This is a genomic window from Nonomuraea sp. PA05 (genome assembly GCF_008086045.1).
GTDB classification, from domain to species: domain Bacteria; phylum Actinomycetota; class Actinomycetes; order Streptosporangiales; family Streptosporangiaceae; genus Nonomuraea; species Nonomuraea monospora.
The window spans coordinates 86,262-102,722 of the sequence record NZ_VSEY01000003.1 but is presented as its reverse complement, the minus strand read 5'-3'; the positions used below and the strand labels follow the sequence as shown (position 1 = coordinate 102,722).

Here is a 16,461-nt window from a genome sequence, read left to right as displayed (position 1 = left end):
AAGACCCCGGTCATGGCGCAGAATCAACGGCCGTGGCCACCGCCACGTACCACCGAGATCGGAGCCGCCAACCGTGCCACCGCTGCCCACCAGCGCGTTCAACCTGCCCGGACACCTCGCCCCCAAGGCCGACCCCGCCCTGATCGCCCGCGACGAGCGGCACTTCGCGGCCATCGCGGAGAGCCTCGACCAGGCCATCGCCGAGCTGTCGCAGCGACTCGACGCCGAGCGGAAGGCCCCTGGCGGCGCGGGCCGCCAGGCGCTCGACCGGGACCTGGAGATCCACCGGCTGACCTCCCGGCTGCGCGCGCTGCGCCGCTTCGGGCTGGACCTGTGCCTCGGGCACATGGTGGGCGAGGACGACCCAGAGCCCGTCTACGTCGGGCGCCTCGGCCTCACCGACAGCGAGGGCCGCCGCCTGCTGCTCGACTGGCGCTCCCCCGCCGCCGAGCCGTTCTTCGGCGCCACCCACGGCAACCCCATGGGCCTGGCCAGCCGCCGCCGCTACCGCTGGACCCGCGGGCTGATCAGCGACTACTGGGACGAGGTGTTCACCGCGGACGGCGTCGAGGGGCACGCCGCGCTCGACGACCAGTCCGCGTTCATCGCCAGCCTGGGCAGCAGCCGCTCGCCGCGGATGCGCGACGTGCTCGCCACCATCCAGGCCGACCAGGACGCCATCATCCGCGCCGGATCGCGCGGCGCCCTCGTCGTGGACGGCGGCCCCGGCACCGGCAAGACCGTCGTCGCCCTGCACCGCTCCGCCTACCTCCTCTACTCCGACCCTCGCCTCGGTCACCGCCGCGGCGGCGTGCTGTTCGTCGGCCCGCACCAGCCGTACCTGGCCTACGTCGCCGACGTCCTGCCCAGCCTGGGCGAGGAGGGCGTGCAGACGTGCACCCTGCGCGACCTCGTCACCGAGGGAGCCGCGGCCACGCCCGAGACCGACCCGGAGGTGGCGCGTCTGAAGGCCTCCGCGGACCTGGTCAAGGCGATCGAACCGGCCGTGAGGTTCTACGAGAACCCGCCGGCCAAGGGCATGACCGTCACCACTCACTTCTCCGACATCTGGCTGAGCGCCGAAGACTGGGCCGAGGCGTTCGCCGCGCCCGACCCCGGCACCCCGCACAACGAGGCACGCGACCAGATCTGGGAGGAACTGATCACGATCCTCACCGACAAGCACGACGACGAGGACATCTCCCCCGACCTGCTCCGCAAGTCCCTCCTGCGGAACAGGGAGCTGCTGACCACGTTCAACCGCGCCTGGCCGATCATCGAGGCCGCCGACCTCGTCGGAGACCTCTGGTCCGTGCCCGCCTACCTGCGCATGTGCGCCCCCTGGCTCGCCCCCGACGAGATCCGGCGCCTCCAGCGCGCGGACCCCGCCGCCTGGACCGTCTCCGACCTGCCCCTCCTGGACGCCGCCCGCCAGCGGCTCGGCGACCCGGAGACGTCCCGGCGCAGGCGCCGTCAGGAGGCCTCCGTCGCCGCCGAACGCGAACGCATGTCACACGTCGTCGACAACCTCCTCGAAGCCGACGACGACGGCGAGGGCCTGGTGACCATGCTGCGCGGCGAGGACCTGCGCGACAGCCTGGTGGACGAGAACGCCCTGCCCGCCGCCGACCCGGACCTGCTCGCCGGTCCGTTCGCGCACGTCGTCGTGGACGAGGCGCAGGAGCTCACCGACGCGGAATGGCAGATGCTGCTGCAACGCTGCCCGTCCAGGAGCTTCACCATCGTCGGGGACCGCGCGCAGGCCAGGCACGGCTTCACCGAGTCGTGGGAGGACCGCCTCAAGCGGATCGGCCTCGACCAGGTCACCCTCGCCTCGCTCACCGTCAACTACCGCACCCCCGAGGAGATCATGGCGGAGGCCGAGCCCGTCATCAGGGCCGCACTCCCGGACGCCAACGTCCCGACCTCCATCCGCGGCACCGGCGTCCCCGTCACCCGCGGCTCCGCCTCGGACCTGACCTCGATCCTCGACACCTGGCTCGCCGCCCACACCGACGGGACCGCCTGCGTCATCGGCGATCCCACGTTCGAGGAGACGGCGCGCGTACGCTCGCTGACGCCGGCCCTGTCGAAGGGGCTCGAGTTCGACCTGGTCGTGCTCGTCGATCCGGAGTCCTTCGGCGAGGGCATCGAAGGCGCCGTCGACCGGTACGTCGCGATGACGCGCGCCACCCAGCGACTCGTCATCCTCACCTGAGCCATGGCCGGCCACCGGAACGGGCGGGTCGCGGCGGCCCTCGCCGGCGCGTACGCCGCCCTGGTGCTGCTCCTCGGCGCCGTCTCAGCGATCACCCTGCTCACCGTGCAGGACCCGATCCTGCTGTCCGGCGTCGCCCTCATGGTGGTCACCTTCCCCCTCGGGACGCTCATCTGGTGGGGGTGGGACGTGGTCCCGCCCCCGCTCGACGATCCCGTCCTGCTCGTCGGGCTGCTCACGGGGGCGGGGCTGCTGCAGTCGTACGTGCTGTGGCGCGTCCTGCGCGGGCCTCGATGATCACGTGCCCGAGCGGGGTACGGCGAACCCCGGCCACCCCCAGCCCCGCCTCCTCGACCAGCGCCCGATAGCCGTCCACGCTCCGCTCCCGCCCGCCGCTCAGCACCAGCATCCGCAAGCTCATCTCGGCGACCATCGCCGGATCGTCGCCCGTCTCGATCACGACCACCCGCCCGTCCGGCCCGGCCGCCTCACCACATCGACGCAGGATCCTGCGTGCCTCGTCATCTCCCCAGTCGTGCACGACCCGCTTGAGCACGTACACGTCGCCGCCGGCGGGCAGCGGCTCGAAGAAGCTCTGCCCGGCGAACGAGCACCGACCCTCCAGCCCCAGCCCGGCCAGATACCGCCGCCCCCGCTCCACCGTCCCGGGCAGATCCACCAGCGTGGCCCTGACCTCCGGATGGGCACGCAGCACCTCGGCCACAAAGACGCCGCTGCCGCCGCCGACGTCCACCACGTGCCGCGCCCGCGACCAGTCGTACCCCTCGACCAGGTCGGCGACGTAGTCCGCGCCGGTGGCCATCATCGCGTCGAACGACGCGCTCAGCTCCGGGTTCGCGGCCAGATGATCCCAGTACGGCGCACCGAACACCGTCTCCCACGCCGGCCCACCGGTGCGCACGGTGTGCAGCAGCCCGGTGAACGCCAGATCCATCTGCCCGCCGAACCCGTCCAGGTCCAGCCGCGCCCGCATCCCGGACGGATGGTCGGACGCGAGCAGCGCGGCGGCCTCGTTGACGGCGAACCTCCCTGGCTCCTTTTCTGCGTACACCCCGCGGCAGACCAGCAAACTCAGCAACCGCCCCAGCGCGTCCGCATCCGCCCCTGCCCGCCGCGCCAGTTCCTCCACGGACACCGCGTCAGCGGCCATCAGATCGGTCAGCCGCAACGTGGCCGCCACCCGTACCGCCATGGGCGTGACCAGGTCCGTCACCGGCTCCAGCACCTTCCAGGCCTTGACCCATGCGGAGGCCTGGCTCTGCTCGTCGTGGGTCATGGCTCCGGCCCTCCCTGGCTCGTCTGGCCGGAAGCTACCACGCGCCCTGTCCGCGGGGTCTTGGACAAATCTGACCCCTGGCTGTCACCATCGTCCCCATGTCTTCGATCAGAAAGGGCCATGCCGCGTAGGCGCCCTTCCGAGGTCCGTACGCGCGGCTCGGCGTGCGGGGCCCACAGAGCCGTGATCCATCAGGTGCCGGGGCTCGGCCGCCGGCCCATGACGGCGGTGATCAGGCTCGAACACACCCGCATGTGGCCGGGCGCGGTGGCCTCGGCCCTGGTGGCCTGGCAGGAGGCAGCCCTCGTCGGGACGGCCGAGCGGCTGCTTCGCCGGTGTGAGTGCGATGAGTGCAGCGGTGGTGCCCCGCGCCGGCGACTCCAGCAGGCTCTCACCGGCCTGGCGCCCTGGGCCCGGCCGCACCTGTACGCCCTGATCCGGCCCATCGACCTGTACTACCTCCAGCGGAGCTCACCATCGGCGCCCATGTCTCCCGGACAAGGCCCACCCCCTCAAAGATGAGGGCTGAGGCGCTTGGCGATTCCATCGGTCTCCGCAACGTCGAGACAAGGAACCTCACCCGACCGCGTGCCACCGCCGGGCAGAGTACCGGCGACATGAAAGTGCACATGAGGCACGGTCTGATGCGCGGCCACCCCGTTGTTCTGCCAGACGGCGATGCCCCCGGGGTCATAGGCGGCCTCGATGGCCCGCGCCGCCCGCCGCACCGCGTTCATCAACCGCTGCTCCTCCTCCGCCACCACGTCCATGACCGTCGGACGGTGCGCGACCGGGATCACCAGCACGTGCCCCTGCCCGCGCTGCCATCGCGTGACCAGGATGGCGACGTGCTCCCCCTGCTCCAGGATGGTGACGGGGTGCAGGCCGGCGAGGTAGTCGCAGAAGGGGCACTGGTCCGTGGACGGCATCGATATCGGCATGTTCCCGATCTTCCCGCACCTCTCACGGACGCACGCCACATGGCCACCCGGCGCCGCATACCCGACTCGTGGAGCTTCCCACCGGCACACCGTCCACGAAAAGGACCCGGCCGGGTTCTCCACGGTTGTCCGGAGCTTCCTGCGTGCGCTGATCGAAGTCACCTTCGAGGAGCCCGAACCCGTGGACCCATCCGTTCGGCGTCCGCATCGAGGCGGTGGACCCGGACGGCAACCGGATCTCGCCCCGCCGGCAGCGCACGCCGCGCAAGCCCTGACCACCCAGCCGATCCGGCCCTCTCGCCTCGGCCTGAGCCGGTGTCGTCCGGGTCGGCCCGCGGATGACACGCCATCCCGGGCCGACCAGGCGTCATCGCCCCGTGCCACCTCTCCGGGTCAGCCGATGGCGTTGACCGTCCACCCGGCCCCGATCTGGAACCGGCTGCCGAAGCGACCGCTGCCGTTGCCGGGATAGACCCACAGATCGCCACTCCCGTCGAGAGCGACCAGGTCGGTCCTGCCATCACCGCTCAGATCCATGGCCGCGACCTTGTAACTGCTCCAGCCGGTGCCGGACTGCGTACGAGCGGCGAGAGCGACCCCGTTCTGGCTGGTGTTGGCGTAGAACCAGAGCTGACCGGAGGTGTCGATCGCCATGACGTCCGCGCGGTCGTCACCGCTGAAATCGGCGGGGAAGACGCGGAAGCCGGTCCAGCCGCTGTTGCCGATCGTCGTCTTGCCGCCCCCGTCGGGGTAGTAGTACAGCGCGCCGTTGGCGTTGTTGACGCCGAACAGATCAGCGGCCGCCTTGTCGTTGGCGTTCCCGGCGGCGTGGACGTAGTTGCCCCATCCGGTGCCGACCCGCTCCCTGGCCCCGGAGACGAGTTGCCCGTTCCGGTTGGGATACGTCCACAGCTCGCCTTCGGAGTCCTTCATGACGACGTCGGCCAGGCCGTCGGCGTCCCAGTCGGTGACGATCCACTTCAGCGACCCCCACCCGCTGCCGATTTTCACCCGGTTGGCGCCGCTGACGGTGGACAGGCCCGTGCCGCCCTGGCTCGGATACATCCACAGGTCACCGGCCGCGTCGGTGATGACGACGTCGTTACGCCCGTCCCCGTCGAAGTCGTGATCGTTCGGCGCGGGCGTGACCGACAGCCGGTTCCAGGTCTGGAGAGTGGACAGGACACCCTTGAAGTGGCCGCCGAGGCCGGCGGCGCCGGTCTTGTGCGCGCCCGCGCGCAGCGCGCCTGCGGCCTTCCACTTCACTGTGTGGCGGACGCTGGCGACGTTGCGCCCGTTGACCCAGAGGATCGCGACGCCGGTGGCGGCCTTGTAGGTCACGCCGACCTGCGACCAGGCGCCTGCCGGAGCGCTGCCCGCGGGTGCGGTGGCGGTGTCCCAGACGGGGCTGGCGACGTCGGATCGGCTCATGGCGAAGCGCCAGACTCCGTTCTCGGCCCAGAGTTTGAACCCGGCGGTGTTGACGCCGTCCTGCGACAGGACGGTGCCGCCGGCGGCGGGTTTGGCCCAGGCGCTGAGGCTGAAGTCGGCGTCGGTGACGACGGCGGGGCCGCCGGCGGAGAGGGTCGCGGTGGTGCCGTTGAGCTCGACGGCCGGGCTGCGGGTGTCGCCGGTCTTCCAGGTCGCGCCGGCGGTGGCGGTCAGCGGGAGGCCGGTCCCGGTGAAGGCGCTGTCGGCAGTGGTGCCGACGGCTGCTCCCAGGGCGGCGTCGGCCAGGGTCCAGGTGTGGTCCGCAGTGCTGCTGGTGATGGCATTGACCCAGATCGCGAGGTCGTCGGCGCGGGCGGCGGTGACGGCGCCGCCGTTCCCGGTGGTGCCGGGGCAGCCGGCCTGGCCTGCCTGGCTGAGTACGGCGGCGAGCTTGCCGCCGTTGAGCACGGGCGCGCCGGCCATCCCGCTGCACACCAGCGGGCCGGCCTCGGCGGTCAGCGTCGTGGCGGTGGCTGCCGTGAACGTGATCCGCGCGCTCTGCTGCAGGTCGGTGGTCCAGTCGGTGTCCGTCACGGCGGTGCGGCTGTGGCCGACGGCGACCAGCTCGACCCCGGTGGGAGCGGTGGCGGCCGGTGTGAGCGGGGTGATCCCGTCGATCGGGGCGGCCAGCCGGGCGAGGACGACGTCGCGGCCGGGACGCGGGCTCAGCCAGTCGACCTTGACGGCGGACTTGCCGGGGAACGCGACATGGGTCGCGGCGGACGGCGGGCCCTCGGCCAGCAGGGGCTGGTTCGGGTCGGCGGCCAGGCAGCTCGCGGCGCTGAGCGCCCAGCGTGGGGCGACGAGCGTCGCGGTGCATTCACGGCCGGCGGTGCCGAGCTTGCCGACCGCCGCGTGCTCGCCGGTGCCCGGCGCGAGGCCGGTGCCGGCGCGTAGCCGCAGCAGCATGGTCGGGGACGCTTCCGGGTCCGCGCCGAGGCCCACTTGCGTGCTGCCGTCCGGGTCCACCTCGACGGTGTGCTGCTCGCCGTCGTCGTCGCGCAGCTTGGCGGTCACCTGGTGACCGGTGCCCTCACGCTGGCCGTCGCCGCGGATCTCGAACACGCCGGGGACTTCGAGGTTCAGTACGCCGCCGGACGCGGTGACCTTGAAGCAGACCCGGCCGATCCCGTCAGCGCCGATGGCCTCGTCCGTCGTCCAGATCTTCAGCAGTCCGATGTCGCCCTGCGCCGGCGTGGCGCAGTCGGCCAGCAAGATGTGGCCGTCGCCGGAGATCAGCCTGACGTTCTGCGCCGCCAGGATCTCCGCCGCGCCGGGGTAGGGATGGACGCCGTCGTCCACCAGCGACGGCGGCGAGATCGCGGACGCGCCGGCCGGCGTCGTCCCGGCGGCTACGGATAAGGACGCTGCCAGCGCCGCGACGACGCCGAGCGTCATCCGGCGTGGTGCGGAAATCATGATCACAAACCTCCGGTGACTCCCCAGGCCCGTGCGATCCGCGGGTACGAGGCGAGGCTAGAGAGACGCGGTATGCGGGCGGTATATCTGCCTGTTTCTGGGATTGCCCGGTATTTGAGCGTCGTGTGACCCTCCGCCCGTGCTGAATGGATGGCGATCTTCAGCGCTCCCCGAGATGCTCGAAGGGTGACGGAGGCTGAACGTGCGTGCACGGACACCGGTCACGAAGGGACGAACGCGCCCAGGTGCGATGCGCCGCCAGGCGGTGATCGCGGCACTCGTGGCCCTGACGCTGGTGGCAGGTCGGCTGCGAATGGGGTCCGAACAGCTCGGTGATGACGTCGCGAAGCCGGCGCCATGGGACGATGACAACAGTCTCGTGAAAAGGGCATGAAATCAGGTGTCCCATGCCTATGCCAGTGCAGCCTCCGGCGAGGTCAGAGTGGTGCGTCAAAACGGATGGCGTGTCGGCGACCACGGAACGCGACGCCCATTTCGCCAATTCGAACGTCACCCGGGTGGTCGCGCTCATGGTGACCTCGGCGACAGAATGGGTGCATAGAGTGCTCCCGGCAGCGGACTGCAGTAAATTCCGCGCAGGGAGCTGGTCGGCTGGATTGTCGGTTCGGCTCGCGTGAGAAGCGTTGATTCCCGGCGGGCACATCACCGGGATCCGCTGTCTTGAGTCGCACGGAACGAGTGAGTACGAGACGACCGTGCTGGCGCCCGATCCCGTTCGCGGGATCGGGCCCGAACTGTGCACCTGCGCGGCCTCGGAAGGCTGTGGTGGTCCGGTACCGGCTCCGCCGCGGCCGACGTTGACCGGCGCTGGCAGACCTTGACGTGTATGCGCGACCTGCGACGAATGGCCACGCAGGGCGGCCCCCTGAAACGTAATGGAGGCCCGGAAGGGCCTCTACGATAGGCCGCCCTTGCGAGGCCAAACTGCCGAGGTGCTCGCCGTTCGCATCGGAAGGCAGAGCGATGGAACGCGAGTGGTCATGTCGGGAAGCAGCGACGGGACCGTCCGTGTATGGGATCTCGACTCCGGCACGCTGATCGGAAAGCCACTGAGGGGTCACAAGGATCTCGTCATGTCGGTAGCGGTTGGACGCAGTTGTGACGGGACACGCGTGATCGTGTCGTCGAGCGGGGACAAGACCATACGCGTGTGAAATCTGGACGCCGGCAGGCTGCTCCGCGTCCTGCGTGGTCACACCGATTCAGTGTGGACGGTGGCCGTCGGCCGGCGCCGCGACGACGCCGAAGCCGTTCTTTCCAGTGGCTTCGACGCTTCCGTGAGGTCGTGGGGGCTCGGCCCGTACTGGATGACCCGCGAACGCGGCCCTTCCCACGGACGCGGCATCCCATCGGCGTACGCCTGCGACATGCGTACGTCACCGCGACAAGACCCTGACGATCAGTCCGCTGGAGTCTGGGGCCTCAGTCATCCCTGACGAGGGCGCCATGCGTGTGCGCGACTTGTGATGCCGAGGCGTCGTATCGGGTCCAGACGGAGGGGACGGGACTGCCGAAGCGAGTTCTCCGACACCCGTGACACGCCGCCACGGGTCCCATTACGGAAGCGCCCATTTCCCATTCACGGCGCACCCCATTGTTATTTTGCGGTGATAAAGCTCTGCCAGGATTCTTCAGCCATGATCATTGAGAGGAATCCTGTGAGACTGTTAACTAGGGCCGGGCACCGGATCGGTGCACTGGTAACCGTTGTGGCCTTGGCTTCCGGTGCGTTCACCTCGGGTGCACAGGCCGCCCCGAAATCGATAGTTTTCGGGGCCGCTGCCGCGTCGCCGAAAACACATACGGGCACCTGCCCGGTGACCGTGACGCTGTCCACCACGGTGAAGGTGGAGGCGCCGGTCGCGCTGAAGTACCAGTGGACCTTCAGCGACGGCGACAAGAGCAAGATCAGGACGTACCGGATCGGCGGCAAGGGCGTCAAGACCATCCGGCTGTCCACGTCACTCAAGGTCAGTGGCGACGCCAAGGGCTGGGGTGCCGTCCGGGTGGTCGGCCCGGCGCAGAAGACCTCCAAGAAGGCCTCGTTCACCGTCACCTGCGACAGCGGCGACGAGAACAGCGGCGACGTCTGGGACAGCGTGAACACCTCCCTCGACTACGTCGACGCCGACTCCACGCCGACGCCGACGCCCACCTCGAGCCCGAGCCCGACCTCGAGCCCGTCGCCGACTCCGACCGGGACCGAGACCCCGCTTCCGAACCTGGTACAGAAGGCCCGTATCGCCTTCGAGCGCACCACCACGTCGAAGTGCCCGCTGACCTTCAAGCTCCATGGCCGCCTGGAAGGGATCCCCGCGGGTGCGCAGTCGATCCAGTACCGCCTCGTCGGCGCCCAGGACTGGAAGACGCTCAACGTCCCGGCCGACCACGGCCCCGTCCACAACGCCGTGCTGGAAACGCTGAGCTGGGACCAGGAGTCGACCACGTATTCGGTGCAAATCGAGTTCAACCAGGCGAGCAAGCTCAAGACGAACATCATCTACTACTTCGAGTGCGCGGGCCCGAAGGGCAGCACGCAGATCGGCGTCGCCGCTGACGACATCAAGCGCGACGCCGGGGGCAGCGGCCCCATCGCCGAACTGGTGGCCGACGCCATGCTGGAATCGGTCCAGCCCGTGTCCGGCGCGCAGATCGCGCTGGTCAGCAAGTACGCGGTCCGCGCGCCAAAGGCCGAGATCAAGAAGGGCCCCGTCAGGTACGAGCAGCTGTATCTCACGCAGCCGGCCGGGCTCCACGTCGACACCTGGTCCATGAACGGCTCCCAGCTCAAGTGGCTGCTGGGGCACGCCACCAAGGAGAAGGGCGTGCTGACGCCGTCCGCCGGGCTGCGCTACACGCTGACGGACGGCAAGGTCACGGAGATCACGCTGAACGGCGCGCCGGTGGCCGACACGCAGGTCATCAAGGTCGCCGCGAACTACATCCTGGCCGGCGGCTGGGAGGGATTCCCGCAGTGGAAGTGGCCCAACAACAGCGTGGCCCACAACGGGCCCGATGACCGGGGTGCGCTGGCGTCGTACTTCGGCGACCACTCGCCGGTCAGCGCTCCCAAGGGAGACCGCGTCACGGTCCGGAGTTGGGCTCCTTAGCGAGCGCGCCGCTTCCGGGCGAAGGGCGTTCAGTCCGGTGAGACGGCGAGTGCACTGCTCCTGACCCCGTCGCCTCACTGGCACCTGGTTTTCTGTCCCGTGAAGTTGGGACGCGGCTGGCGGGTGGCTGGCTGCCCGGGGTGGTGTGTCCGCAGTGACGGTGGTGCAGCTGCAGCCAGGCCTGCAGGACGGCGCGGCGTTCGGCTTCTGAGGCATACAGCCGGGCGTAGGCCCACTCATCGGTCAGGGCGCCGCGCCCCAGGCGGGGGGGCGGTAGCAGCAACTACCGTCGAAAGCCGACCCAGCGGATCACCCCCACCTGCGTGGGGGTGATCCTGCAACGCGGACATCACCGGCACGCCCTCCCACCCGGTCCTCACCCCGTCCTGGCGTTAAAGTGACCCCGTGATGATCGACAGACCGCCCGGCTGGAGGTTCCTCACTACGGTCTCGGTCGTGGCATTGATCAGCTTCTACGGCGCCAGCGTGTCCAAGTGGTACTCCGAGGCCATCATGTTCATGTTTCTCGCCTGGAGTGTGCTGATCCTGATCTGGCTCACCCGCCTGGGGACGGCGGGGTGGCAGGCCAGGCATGTGCTGACGACAGCGCGATTACGCCGATGGCTGCCGGCGCCGCTGATCTTCTTCGCCGTCGTGGCCGCGCTTGCCATGGACGGCCCCCTGTGGGTGCGATTCTCACTCTCCCAACCCAGTCTCGAGAGATACGCGAAGGAGATCGCCGCTGGCGTCGATCCCAGCCCGGGATGCCGATGGGTGGGGCTGTATCGCATCTGCGGTGACTACACGAGCGGGGGTGAAGCCATCCCTGGTGGCTCCCGGTTCCTCGTATCAGACTGGCCGCTCATGGCGTCGAGGGGATTCGTCTGGTTGCCCAGCGGTCAGCTCCCGACCGACAACATGGATGACCAGTACAGACACCTCACTGGCCCTTGGTACGGATGGAAGGGATGGGATGGCGTATGAACGGCGCTGCCTATCGCTTCATGGCTCGGTAGCGCTTGAGGAGGGCCGTGACTCTGTCGTAGTCACGCGCACCGTTCAGCTCGTCGAGCAAATCGTCGGGACACAATTCGTAGGGGTCGCCCCACCAGCGACGCGTCTTGTTGTCCCAGATCCGGTAGCCACCGGAACGCCTCTGGCTACGTAACGCCTCCTGCCCATTCTTCGTCACCCTGCAATCCGCTGGTTCAGAGGTCGACTCGGCTCAGTGAGCCAGGGTGAGGAACGAACCCTGGATTGTCGATCGCCCCCATGCACGTACGGTGGCCGGCCACGCTAGACGATCGTAAGGGCTGTATTTGTGCGGCGGCGTGGCACGGGACGATATCACCACCGCAGTCACTCACCGCGACATGGGCAAGGCCTCCTAGCTCCGCCGATTGCCTCTAGGTCTAGAGGCTTGCCCCTCTAGACCTAGAGGCCCTCCTAGACCCCAAAACCGTGCCCTAGCAGTGATCTAGCGCCTAGAGCTCGACCTGCGGAAACGTCGAAACCGGCCTCGGAGGCCCTCATGGCTGACGCCATCACCCTTCTCGTCTTCTGCCTACCGATCGTCACTCTCTGTTACAGCATGTTCTGCCTGGCCTCGCCCTGGGGAACCTGCGTCCGCTGCCGCCCCGCAGGCAAGAACCGCACCTGCCGCGCCTGCAACGGCACCGGCAAGCGACCCCGCCTCGGCTGGCAGCTCTACGTCTACGCCCGCCGCCTCTACCGCGACGGCGACCACTGATGCCACCCAGCGCCCGCACGGCATCACCTGCTGAGGAGATCCACATGCACGACCTCACCCGCTACGCCCTGGCCGCCGCCGCCCGCGGCTGGCACGTCCCCCCGCTCGCACCGCACGACAAGCGCCCGCTGCCCGGCTTCACCGCCTGGGAGCAGCACGCCACCACCGACACCACACTCATCCGCCACATGTGGGCACGCGCCCCGTTCAACATCGGCATCGCCTGCGGCCCATCCGGCCTCCTCGTGCTCGACCTGGACGTGCCCAAGCCCGACGAGCACCCGCCGACCGACTGGGCGCTGCCCGGCATCAACGACGGCGCAGACGTCCTGGCCTCGCTCTGCGAACAGGCCGGCCAGCCGGTACCGCTGGAGACCTTCATGGTCCGCACCCGGCGCCGCGGCACTCACCTCTACTTCACCGCCCCGGCCGACATCGACCTGCGCAACAGCGCGGGCAAGCTCGGCTGGAAGATCGATACCCGAGCGCACGGCGGCTACGTCGTCGCCCCGGGCAGCCACGTCGCCCTTCCGGACGGCAGCGGCTCCTACGACGTCCTGCACGACCCGACACCGGCCACGCTCCCGGCCTGGCTGACCGAGCAGCTCAACTCTCCCCCACCGTCCACGTCCAGCACGTCTGCGGGGGCAGTGCTGGCCGCCTGCGGTGGGGACCGAGCAGCCGGATACGCGCTGGCCGCGCTGCGCGGGGAGGTCGAACGGGTCCTGGACGCCGTGCCCGGCACCCGCAACGACACGCTCAACCTCGCCGCGTTCGCCCTCGGCCAGCTCATCGCGACCAGCCTGCTCCCGCGCAACCTCGCCGAGGCGTGTCTCCACAACGCCGCAGAAGGGATCGGGCTCGACTTCCGCGAGGCGTTCAACACCATCCGCTCGGGACTCGACAGCGGCCTACGACGTCCCCGGAGGGCAGTTGCATGACTACCCTCGGACGCCCTACCGCCGAGACCATCCTGAGCAACCTCGGGGCCGAACAGCAGCTCACGGACCTGCACAACGCGCCACCTGCCTGGGACGTGCCCGCGCCGCTCGGCCAGCGCGGAGAACTGCCGCCCTTCCCCGTGCACGTGCTCCCGGCCTGGGTCGCCGACCACGTCAGCGCCGTGGCCGAGGAGACACAGACGCCGCTCGATCTGGCGGGCTGCGTCGCCCTGGCCGCGTTGTCCACCGCCGCCGGCGGGCGCGCGGTGGTCAACGTCCGCGGTTCCTGGGTCGAGCCGGTGAACCTGTTCGTCCTGGTCGCCATGCCGCCCGGTTCACGCAAGTCCGCCGTCTTCCGCGCCATGACCACACCGCTGCTCCATGCCGAAAGCGCCCTGCTCAGCCGGATCGGACCGCAGATCACCGAGGCCGAAGTCTCCCGACGGCTGGCCGAGGACCTTGCTGAGAAGGCTGCCCGCGCGGCCAGCTCGGCACGCGGCGAAGCCGCCCCGGACGCCATCGCCGAGGCTCAGAGCGCGGCCCTGGCCGTCGAAGACATCAAGGTCCCGGTCAAGCCCCGGCTCATGGCCGACGACGTCACACCCGAAACCGCCTCCACCATCCTGGTTGAGCAGGGTGGCCGCCTGGCCGTGCTGTCCGCCGAGGGCGGCATCTTCGCCACCCTCGCCGGCCGCTACTCCGGCACTCCGAATCTGGACCTGTTCCTGAAGGGCCATGCCGGAGACCCGCTCATCATCGACCGCCGAGGCCGCAGCGAACGCGTCGATCAGGCCATCTTGACCATGGGCCTGGCCGTCCAGCCCGAGATCGTTTCTGACATCGCCACCATGCCCGGCTTCCGCGGCAAGGGCCTGCTCGGCCGCATCCTCTACAGCCTGCCGAAAAGCAACGTCGGCTACCGCAACGTGGACGCCCCCACCGTCCCGGACCACATCGCCGCCCGCTACGACGCCAACCTGCAACGCCTCACCATCGACATGCACGACTGGGACGACCCCGCCCGCCTGGTCCTATCGCCTGAAGCCGCCGCCATCTTCACCGAACACCGCCGCACCACCGAACGCCGCCTACGCCCGGACTCCGGCGACCTCGGCCACATCACCGACTGGGCAGGCAAGTTCGACGGCGCCGTCATGCGCATCGCCGGCCTCATCCACCTCGCCGCCCGCGTCGAAGACGGCTGGCGCCACCCCATCACCGCCGACACCGTCAACGCCGCCATCACCCTCGGCCAATACTTCATCGCCCACGCGCTGGCCACCTTCGACGCCATGGGCGCCGACCCCGACCTCGAAGCCGCCCGCACTGTCCACGCCTGGCTGCACCGCACCGCCACCACCCGCTTCACCGTCCGCGAAGCCTTCACCGCCCTCCCGCGCAACCGCTTCCGCAAGGTCGCCGAGCTGGAGACACCGCTCGACCTCCTGGAGCAGCTCGGCTGGATCCGCCGTGAACCCGAGCCACCTCGCACCGGCCCCGGCCGCCGCCCGTCGCCGGCCTACGCCGTCCACCCGAGCCTCCACCAACACACCGCCTGAGAAGGACCGCGCATGAAGACAGCAACCCGCACCGACGAAAAGCTCACAGTCGCCGAAGTCTGCGCCGAACTCAAGATCGCCCGCTCCACCTTCTACGACTGGCGCGCCAAGAAGCAGGGGCCACGCTGCATCACCCTGGCCAACCGCGAACTCCGCATCCGCCGCTCCGAACTCGACCGGTGGCTCGACGCGCGAGAGGACGCCGCCTGATGGGAAAGATCACATACAGCGTCCGCTTCTGGGCGATCAAGACGTACAAGGGCAGCAGGGTCACCACCTACACCGTGCGCTGGATCGTGGAAGGCCGCGAATGGAAGGAGCCGTTCCGCACGCTGGCTCACGCCGAAAGCTTCCGCGCCCAGCTCATGACGGCCGCCCGGCAAGGTGAGGCGTTCAGCGTTGCCACGGGCCGCCCGATCTCCTGGCAGCGCGAGGAGACCGTCCTCACATGGTTCACCTTCACGCTGTCCTACGTCGAAGCCAAGTGGCGATACGCCGCGCCCAACCACCGGCGCGGTATCGCAGAGGCCCTCACCGATGCCGCAGAAGCCCTGCTGGCCAAGGAGAACGGCGGACCAGACGCTGACACCCAACGCGCTGCCCTCCGCTGGGCATACAGCGAGCGTGTACGGAACCCAGCAGAACCGCCGGCCGAACTCGCGACGGCCCTGCGGTGGCTGGAAACGAACACCGTCGCCATGACGGCTTTCGAAGAACCCGGCAAGGGAGCCCTCCTCACACGCGGCATGCTCGACCGCATCAGCCGCACCAAGGACGGCAGGACTGCCGCCGCGAACACGGCGAACCGCAAGCGCATGAGCCTCAACAACGCCATGGAATACGCCGTAGAGATCGGCGCCCTGGCCTCCAACCCCCTCAAGGCAGTGAAGTGGACCAAGCCACGCACGCTCACCAGCGTTGACCCACGTGTCGTGATCAACGTCGATCAGGCACGACGTTTCCTCGCTGCCGTGCAACGACAGGGCACCCGAGGTCCGCGTATGAAGGCGTTCTTCGGCTGCATGTACTTCGCCGCCCTTCGGCCGGAGGAGGTAGTCGACCTACGGCAGGAGCACCTTGTCAGCCTTCCAGAGAACGGTTGGGGCGAGCTGCGGCTCACCCATGCCGAACCTCGCGCCGGCAGCCGATGGACCAACAGCGGAAAGGTACGTGAGCGACGCGCGCTCAAACATCGGGCCGACGGCGAGACCCGCGACGTACCCATTCACCCAGAACTCGGCGCGATGCTCCGAGAACATATCCAAGAGTTTGGCACGGGCCCCGACAAACGTATCTTCATCGGCCCGCGGGGCGGCCTCATGACAGATCGCGCCTACCTGAAGGTATTTCACGAAGCCCGCACAGAGGCGTTCACCTCAACAGAGGCCCGATCACCCTTGATGCTCGTCCCCTACGACCTACGTCATGCATGCGTGTCCACATGGCTCAACGCCGGTGTTTCCGCACCCCAGGTGGCCGAGTGGGCAGGTCACAGTGTCAACGTTCTGCTACGTGTCTACGCCAAGTGCATACATGGCCAGCACGACGAGGCCATGCGGCGAATTTGGGAAGCCACTAAAAAAGGATCTCCTAGGATATAATTGTCACCGGTACACCTCTCCTACCAATGCCCGGGCCAGGAGTGCTCACGGTTAGGCGACGGGCAGCCCGACACGACCCGAGCTATATACGCGCCGCTGCGCAAGAACGGCCA

Annotated in this window: 13 protein-coding genes and 1 pseudogene; 10 read left to right on the top strand and 4 right to left on the bottom strand. The window is 69.2% G+C overall.

Features of this window, described 5'->3' with window-relative positions:
- Positions 1-73: 73 nt before the first annotated feature.
- Positions 74-2,218, top strand: coding sequence for an RNA polymerase recycling motor ATPase HelR (helR, locus tag FXF51_RS05600; protein WP_148433171.1), 2,145 nt, complete (start codon positions 74-76; stop codon positions 2,216-2,218).
- A 3-nt stretch (positions 2,219-2,221) separates the two neighbouring features.
- Complete coding sequence (locus tag FXF51_RS05595) at positions 2,222-2,515, top strand: SCO4225 family membrane protein (protein ID WP_148433170.1); 294 nt, start codon at positions 2,222-2,224, stop codon at positions 2,513-2,515.
- Here FXF51_RS05595 and FXF51_RS05590 read toward each other — a convergent pair.
- The 3 genes from FXF51_RS05590 to FXF51_RS05575 form a co-directional block, all read right to left on the bottom strand.
- A complete protein-coding gene (locus FXF51_RS05590) occupies positions 2,454-3,515 on the bottom strand; it encodes a methyltransferase (RefSeq protein ID WP_148433169.1) in 1,062 nt (353 codons plus the stop codon). The genes FXF51_RS05595 and FXF51_RS05590 overlap by 62 nt on opposite strands.
- 512 nt (positions 3,516-4,027) lie before the next feature.
- Positions 4,028-4,456: an HIT family protein gene (locus tag FXF51_RS05585; protein WP_148433168.1), complete on the bottom strand. Its 429-nt coding sequence runs from the start codon at positions 4,454-4,456 to the stop codon at positions 4,028-4,030.
- A 393-nt stretch (positions 4,457-4,849) separates the two neighbouring features.
- On the bottom strand, positions 4,850-7,366 hold the full coding sequence (locus FXF51_RS05575; RefSeq protein WP_148433167.1) for an FG-GAP-like repeat-containing protein: 2,517 nt from the start codon (positions 7,364-7,366) through the stop codon (positions 4,850-4,852).
- An 896-nt stretch (positions 7,367-8,262) separates the two neighbouring features.
- On the opposite strand from FXF51_RS05575, the gene FXF51_RS63660 reads away from it, so the two are divergent.
- Both FXF51_RS63660 and FXF51_RS05565 read left to right on the top strand, forming a co-directional pair.
- A complete protein-coding gene (locus FXF51_RS63660; RefSeq protein ID WP_148433517.1) occupies positions 8,263-8,541 on the top strand; it encodes a WD40 repeat domain-containing protein in 279 nt (92 codons plus the stop codon).
- A 663-nt stretch (positions 8,542-9,204) separates the two neighbouring features.
- Entirely contained in the window at positions 9,205-10,497 is a 1,293-nt protein-coding gene (locus tag FXF51_RS05565) for a 5'-nucleotidase (protein ID WP_148433166.1), read from the top strand.
- A gap of 106 nt (positions 10,498-10,603) precedes the next feature.
- Here the strand turns inward: FXF51_RS05565 and FXF51_RS62405 are convergent.
- Positions 10,604-10,744: pseudogene (locus FXF51_RS62405) on the bottom strand (IS481 family transposase); the annotation flags it as partial.
- A gap of 158 nt (positions 10,745-10,902) precedes the next feature.
- Here FXF51_RS62405 and FXF51_RS05560 point away from each other — a divergent pair.
- From FXF51_RS05560 to FXF51_RS05530, 6 genes are all read left to right on the top strand, one after another.
- Positions 10,903-11,481 (top strand): hypothetical protein, encoded by a 579-nt coding sequence (locus FXF51_RS05560; RefSeq protein ID WP_148433165.1) that lies wholly within the window; start codon positions 10,903-10,905, stop codon positions 11,479-11,481.
- Between the two features lie 547 nt (positions 11,482-12,028).
- Positions 12,029-12,247 (top strand): hypothetical protein, encoded by a 219-nt coding sequence (locus tag FXF51_RS05550; protein ID WP_148433164.1) that lies wholly within the window; start codon positions 12,029-12,031, stop codon positions 12,245-12,247.
- 44 nt (positions 12,248-12,291) lie between these two features.
- Complete coding sequence (locus tag FXF51_RS05545) at positions 12,292-13,188, top strand: bifunctional DNA primase/polymerase (RefSeq protein ID WP_148433163.1); 897 nt, start codon at positions 12,292-12,294, stop codon at positions 13,186-13,188.
- Entirely contained in the window at positions 13,185-14,747 is a 1,563-nt protein-coding gene (locus FXF51_RS05540; protein ID WP_148433162.1) for a YfjI family protein, read from the top strand. The genes FXF51_RS05545 and FXF51_RS05540 overlap by 4 nt, the downstream gene beginning before the upstream one ends.
- A 12-nt stretch (positions 14,748-14,759) precedes the next feature.
- Positions 14,760-14,957, top strand: a complete 198-nt coding sequence (locus tag FXF51_RS05535) for a helix-turn-helix transcriptional regulator (RefSeq protein ID WP_148433161.1) — start codon at positions 14,760-14,762, stop codon at positions 14,955-14,957.
- Positions 14,957-16,348 carry a tyrosine-type recombinase/integrase gene (locus tag FXF51_RS05530; RefSeq protein WP_148433160.1) on the top strand — a complete coding sequence of 464 codons (1,392 nt, stop codon included), beginning with the start codon at positions 14,957-14,959 and terminating at the stop codon, positions 16,346-16,348. Before FXF51_RS05535 ends, FXF51_RS05530 begins: the two co-directional genes overlap by 1 nt.
- The last annotated feature ends 113 nt before the right edge of the window (positions 16,349-16,461 follow it).